The organism is Streptomyces regalis (assembly GCF_001509475.1).
Lineage (GTDB): Bacteria > Actinomycetota > Actinomycetes > Streptomycetales > Streptomycetaceae > Streptomyces > Streptomyces regalis.
Map to the genome: position 1 here is coordinate 1 of NZ_LLZG01000136.1, position 5,890 is coordinate 5,890.

Genomic DNA, 5,890 nt, shown 5'->3' on the forward strand with positions numbered 1-5,890 from the left:
CGGCCGCTACGCGCCCGGCCCCTCAAATTCCCCGAGGCTCCGCGCCCCCCTCACCCGACGCGATTCGTCCCGGCCCCACAACCCCCCGCTTCCCCCCCCCCCCCCGCTCCGCCAGACTGCCCCACGGGCGCTACGCGCCCGAACCCTCAGATGCCGCGACGCTCCGCGCCGCCCTCACCAGACGCGATTCCTCCCGGCGCTGCAGCCCCGGGGTTCCTCATGAGACTCCGCTGAAGCGCCGCACGTAGCCCCGCTGCCACGGCGTCTCCACGGCGTGCCGGTCGTAGCCCCGCCGCACGAAGTCCACGGCCTCCTCGGCCGGTACGCCGTCCAGCACTGCCAGACACGCCAGCGCCGTCCCCGTACGGCCGCGGCCGCCGCCGCATGCGATCTCGACCCGTTCGTGTGCGTCGGCGGCCCGCTCCCAGGCCTCGGCGAAGGCGGTGCGGGCGGTGGCGCGGTCGGACGGGAGGCGGAAGTCGGGCCAGCGGATCCAGTGGGATTCCCAGGGGACTTCGGGGGGTGGCTCGGCGAGGAGATAGACGCCGTACGAAGGGGTCTGTGCCCCCGGGTCGAGGGGGCGGCGCAGGCCCCGGCCCCGGATCAGTCGCCCGGAGGGCAGCCGGAGCACGCCCGGTCCCCGCTCGTCCCACCGCTTGTCGCTGTCCGCCACACTCTCCACACGCCCATTCGAACCCGGCCCCGCACACCGGGCAACCGAATCCCCCGCATCGGTGGTCTGGAGGGCGAGGGAGGGTGCTTGATGCAGGCCGAACAAGAGGCCCAGTTCCAGGAATTCGTCAGGGCGCGGTGGTCCCACCTGGTGCGGACCGCGTATCTGCTCACGGGCGACGCGCACCATGCCGAGGACCTGACGCAGACGGCGCTGGCGAAGGCGTACCGCTCATGGCGGCGGGTGGCACGCGCCGACAATCCGGAGGCGTACGTCCGGCGCATGCTGGTCAGCTGCAACAGCGACCGATTTCGCAAACGGCGGGTCGCCGAGTCGTTGACCGCCGCGCCGCCGGAGACGGCGGGGCGCGAGGCCGGCTATGCGGGCGTGGACGAGCGCGGCGCGCTGCTCGGCGCGCTCGCCCAACTGCCGCCCAAACAGCGGGCAGTGGTCGTGATGCGCTATTGGGAGGACCTGTCCGAGGCGGAGGTGGCCGACGTGCTCGGCTGCTCCATCGGCACGGTCAAGAGCCAGGCGTCGAAAGGGCTGGCGAAGTTGCGTACGTATCCGGGGCTCGCTCGGATGACGCCGTCCGGGCTAGGAGGCAGCAGGTGAACGACGACGAGCAGCGACAGGGAGCTGGAGCACAGAGCGAGCCGGACTTCGAGGAGCAGGTGCGGGAACTGCTCGCCGAGGGCGCGTACACGATCCACCCGTCGCCGGCGCCGTATCCGGCGATCCGGCGCCGGGGCATGGTCGAGCGGCGGCGCCGGGTGGCGGCGGCCGGGGCGGTGCTGGTGACGCTGGCGGCGATGCCGGTGGGCGCGTATGCGCTGAGCGGTGGGGGTGCGGGCGGGGGCGTGGCTACCACCCCGACGCCCTCGGTCAGTGCGACTCGGGCCCCGTCGCCGGCCCCGTCCCCGACGCCGAGTGGGCCCGCGCGGCCGGCCACGAAGGGGCAGCTGCTCGACGGGGTCACCTTCGAGCAGGCCGCGGACGGGCTGGAGAAGTGCCTGGCCTACCAGCGCTCGGGATCCTTCGCGGGCGACACGGACCTGGGCACGTCGGAGGACTACCGGATCCTGCTGGCCATGCGCAGCACCGGCGACTCCAACACGCCCGGCGACGGCATGTACGTCGTCGCGGTGAACGAGAAGCCGCAGCAGATCCGGCTGATCTGCAACATCAAGGAGGGCGAGGCCCAGGGCCTCAGCACCAGAGTCGGCAACGACGCCGACGCCATTCCGGACGAGGGCCCGGTGTTCGTCGACCCCAACAACGGCAAGCTCTACCAGCAGTCGTTCCTCGACCGGGGCAACTGGAAGCTGCCGTTCCGCTGGGGCATCATCGGCACGGTCAAGTCGTCGGTGACCAAGGTGACGGTCTCCTACGGCGACTCCAGCGCCGAGGCCGGCCTGGACCACGGCTGGTTCGTGGCGTCCGGCGTGCTCAACGAGCAGGTCACCGTCGCGCCGCACATCAAGGGCTACGACGCCGACGGCAAGCTGGTCTACGACTCCGACGAGGACAAGTACTACGAGCGGACCCTGCCGTAGCACCGAGCCACATCAGGGATCCGCAGCACCGACGGGCCGGGGGCGCCGCACAGGGGACGGCGCCCCCGGCCCCGCCGTTGCTACGGCTGCGGCTCGCCGGCCGGCACCGCTCCGTTGACCGCGGCCGCCAGACTGAAGGGCGCCATCCGGTTCCTGAGCGGCCTGGTCACCTGTTTCGCCACGCACGACGGCATCCCCGCAGTCGCGTCCGCCGCCTGGCGCCGGTACGCGCTGGGCGACATGCCGACCAGCTCGGTGAAGCGCGTGCTGAAGGTGCCCAGCGATGAGCAGCCGACCGTGAAACAGACCTCGGTGACACTGAGGTCGCCCCGGCGCAGCAGCGCCATCGCGCGCTCGATGCGGCGCGTCATCAGGTAGCCGTACGGCGACTCGCCGTAGGCGGTCTTGAACTCGCGGCTGAGGTGCCCGGCCGACATGTGCACGCCGCGCGCGAGCGCCTCGACGTCCAGCGGCTGCGCGTACTCCCGGTCCATCCGGTCGCGGACGCGGCGCAGCGCGACGAGGGTGCGCAGGCGCTGTTCCTCCGGTGTCGAGTGGCTGGATCCCACACCCGCATCTTCCCGGGCGGCCTCCCACCTCGTCCACTCCCGCGTCCGACGGGAGCGGGACGAGAGGAGGGCCAGCACCGGTGCCGAGGCGAGACACATCGCGGGTCAGCCGCCGACGTACGCCGCGAGGTGCTCACCGGTGAGGGTGCAGCGCTCGGCGACGAGGTCGGCGGGGGTGCCCTCGAAGACGATCCGGCCGCCGTCGTGGCCGGCGCCGGGGCCGAGGTCGATGATCCAGTCGGCGTGCGCCATGACCGCCTGGTGGTGCTCGATGACGATCACCGACTTTCCGGAGTCGACGAGCCGGTCCAGCAGGCCGAGCAGCTGCTCGACGTCGGCGAGGTGGAGGCCGGTGGTCGGCTCGTCGAGGACGTACACGCCGCCCTTGTCGCCCATGTGCACGGCCAGCTTCAGCCGCTGCCGCTCACCGCCGGACAGCGTGGTCAGCGGCTGGCCGAGGGTGAGGTAGCCGAGTCCGACGTCCGCCATCCGCTCGACGATCTTGTGCGCGGCGGGAATCCGCGCCTCGCCCGCGCGGAAGAACTCCTCGGCCTCGGTCACCGACATCGCGAGCACTTCGCTGATGTCCCGGCCGCCGAGGTGGTACTCCAGGACCGAGGCGTCGAACCGCTTGCCCTCGCACTCCTCGCAGGTGGTGGCGACGCTCTGCATGATCGCCAGGTCGGTGTAGATGACACCGGCGCCGTTGCAGGTGGGGCAGGCGCCCTCGGAGTTGGCGCTGAACAACGCTGGCTTCACGCCGTTGACCTTGGCGAACGCCTTGCGGATCGGGTCGAGCAGTCCGGTGTACGTCGCCGGGTTGCTGCGCCTGGAGCCGCGGATCGCGGTCTGGTCGACGGAGACCACGCCCTCCGGGGCCGGGATGGAACCGTGGACGAGCGAGCTCTTGCCGGAGCCGGCGACGCCGGTGACGACGCAGAGCACGCCGAGCGGGATGTCGACGTCGACGTTCTGGAGGTTGTTGGCCGTCGCCCCGCGGATCGCGAGCGTGCCGGTGGCCTTGCGGACGGTCTCCTTCAGCGCGGCCCGGTCACCGAGATGACGCCCGGTGACGGTGTCACTCGCCCGCAGCCCCTCCAGGGTGCCCTCGAAGCAGACGGTGCCGCCCGCGGTGCCGGCGCCGGGGCCGAGGTCGACGACGTGGTCGGCGATGGCGATCGTCTCCGGCTTGTGCTCCACGACCAGCACGGTGTTGCCCTTGTCGCGCAGGCGCAGCAGCAGGTTGTTCATCCGCTGGATGTCGTGCGGGTGCAGCCCGATGGTGGGCTCGTCGAAGACGTACGTGACGTCGGTCAGCGACGACCCGAGGTGGCGGATCATCTTGGTGCGCTGCGCCTCGCCGCCGGAGAGCGTGCCCGAGGCCCGGTCGAGCGAGAGGTAGCCGAGGCCGATCTCCACGAACGAGTCGAGGGTGTGCTGGAGCTTGGCGAGCAGCGGCGCCACCGAAGGCTCCTCGATCCCCCGGACCCATTCCGCCAGGTCACGGATCTCCATCGAGCAGGCGTCGGCGATGTTGACCTTGCCTATCTTCGAGGAGCGGGCCAGCTCGCTGAGCCGGGTGCCGTCGCACTCCGGACACTCGGTGAAGGTGACCGCCCGGTCCACGAAGGCCCGGATGTGCGGCTGCATCGACTCGCGGTCCTTGGCGAGGAACGTCTTCTGGATCTTCGGGATCAGCCCCTCGTAGGTGAGGTTGACGCCGTTGATCTTCACCTTGGTCGGCTCACGGTAGAGAAAGTCGTGCCGCTCCTTCTTGCTGTACTCCCGGATCGGCTTCTCCTTGTCGAAGAACCCGGACTCGGCGATGACCCGCACGACCCACCCGTCCCCCGTGTAGGTGGGAATCGTGAACGGATCCTCGGACAGCGACTTCGCATCGTCGAAGAGCTGGGTGAGGTCGATGTCGGAGACCGTGCCCCGCCCCTCGCAGTGCGTGCACATGCCGCCGGTGCGGCTGAAGGTCACCTTCTCGGTCTTGGTCCTGTCGGCGCCGCGGTCCACCGTGAGCCCACCGCTCGCCGAGACCGAGGCGACGTTGAAGGAGTACGCGCCGGGCGGGCCGATGTGCGGCTTGCCGAGCCGGCTGAAGAGGATGCGGAGCATGGCGGCGGCGTCGGTGGCGGTGCCGACGGTGGAGCGCGGGTCCGACCCCATCCGCTGCTGATCGACGGTGATGGCGGTGGTCAGCCCGTCCAGTACGTCGACCTCGGGCCGCGCCAGGTTCGGCATGAAGCCCTGCAGGAAGGCGCTGTACGTCTCGTTGATCAGCCGCTGCGACTCCGCGGCGATCGTGTCGAACACCAGCGAGCTCTTGCCCGAGCCGGAGACGCCGGTGAAAACCGTCAGCCGGCGCTTCGGGATCTCGATGCTGACGTCCTTGAGGTTGTTCTCACGCGCTCCGTGCACCCGGATCAGATCATGGCTGTCGGCAATGTGCGGCTCGGTCATCGCTCAGCCCCGTTCCTGGATACGGATCAGGTTGCCCGCGGGGTCCCGGAACGCGCAGTCGCGGATGCCGTACGGCTGGTCGGTCGGTTCCTGGACGACCTCGGCGCCGCTCGCCTGCACCTTCTCGAAGGTGTCGTCGACGTTCGGGGTGGCCAGCAGGATCCAGCCGTAGGTCCCCTTGGCCATCATCTCGGCGATGGTGCGGCGCTCGTCCTCGGTGATGCCGGGGTCGGCGGCGGGCGGGGCCAGGAGGATGGACGTGCCGGGCTGGCCGGCGGGGCCGACGGTGATCCAGCGCATCTTGCCCTGCCCGACATCGGTACGGACTTCAAAACCGAGGGCGTCGCGGTAGAAGGCCAGGGAGGCCTCCGGGTCGTCGTGCGGAAGAAAGCTGGCGTGAATCGAGATGTCCATGCCCGTCACGCTAGCCGCGGCTCGGGGGCGGCGCTTCTCGATTCCTGACCTGTACGGGCGGCCCCGCCGGTTCCGCCGTTCTTCGCCCCCGCCGCCCCTACCCGTCCCATCCCCAGGGGGCTCTGCCCCCTGGACCCCCGCTCCTCGAACGCCGGAGGGGCTGAGTTTTTCAGCCCGTCCGGCGTTTGAGGACGAGGCCCGTTCAGGGC

General features: G+C 70.8%; 6 protein-coding genes. 2 read left to right on the top strand and 4 right to left on the bottom strand.

The window, feature by feature from the left end:
• Positions 1-217 precede the first annotated feature (217 nt).
• A complete protein-coding gene (locus ADL12_RS19020) occupies positions 218-682 on the bottom strand; it encodes a protein-tyrosine phosphatase family protein (RefSeq protein ID WP_244187942.1) in 465 nt (154 codons plus the stop codon).
• An 81-nt stretch (positions 683-763) separates the two neighbouring features.
• Between ADL12_RS19020 and ADL12_RS19025 the strand changes: the two genes are divergently transcribed.
• Positions 764-1,288, top strand: coding sequence for a SigE family RNA polymerase sigma factor (locus tag ADL12_RS19025; protein ID WP_062703866.1), 525 nt, complete (start codon positions 764-766; stop codon positions 1,286-1,288).
• Positions 1,285-2,229: a hypothetical protein gene (locus ADL12_RS19030; protein ID WP_062703867.1), complete on the top strand. Its 945-nt coding sequence runs from the start codon at positions 1,285-1,287 to the stop codon at positions 2,227-2,229. The genes ADL12_RS19025 and ADL12_RS19030 overlap by 4 nt, the downstream gene beginning before the upstream one ends.
• Before the next feature lie 80 nt (positions 2,230-2,309).
• On the opposite strand, the gene ADL12_RS19035 is transcribed toward ADL12_RS19030, so the two are convergent.
• The 3 genes from ADL12_RS19035 to ADL12_RS19045 form a co-directional block, all read right to left on the bottom strand.
• Complete coding sequence (locus ADL12_RS19035; RefSeq protein ID WP_208614566.1) at positions 2,310-2,723, bottom strand: helix-turn-helix transcriptional regulator; 414 nt, start codon at positions 2,721-2,723, stop codon at positions 2,310-2,312.
• Between the two features lie 180 nt (positions 2,724-2,903).
• Positions 2,904-5,267 (bottom strand): ATP-binding cassette domain-containing protein, encoded by a 2,364-nt coding sequence (locus ADL12_RS19040; RefSeq protein WP_062703869.1) that lies wholly within the window; start codon positions 5,265-5,267, stop codon positions 2,904-2,906.
• 3 nt (positions 5,268-5,270) lie between these two features.
• On the bottom strand, positions 5,271-5,681 hold the full coding sequence (locus tag ADL12_RS19045) for a VOC family protein (protein WP_062703870.1): 411 nt from the start codon (positions 5,679-5,681) through the stop codon (positions 5,271-5,273).
• Between the last annotated feature and the right edge of the window lie 209 nt (positions 5,682-5,890).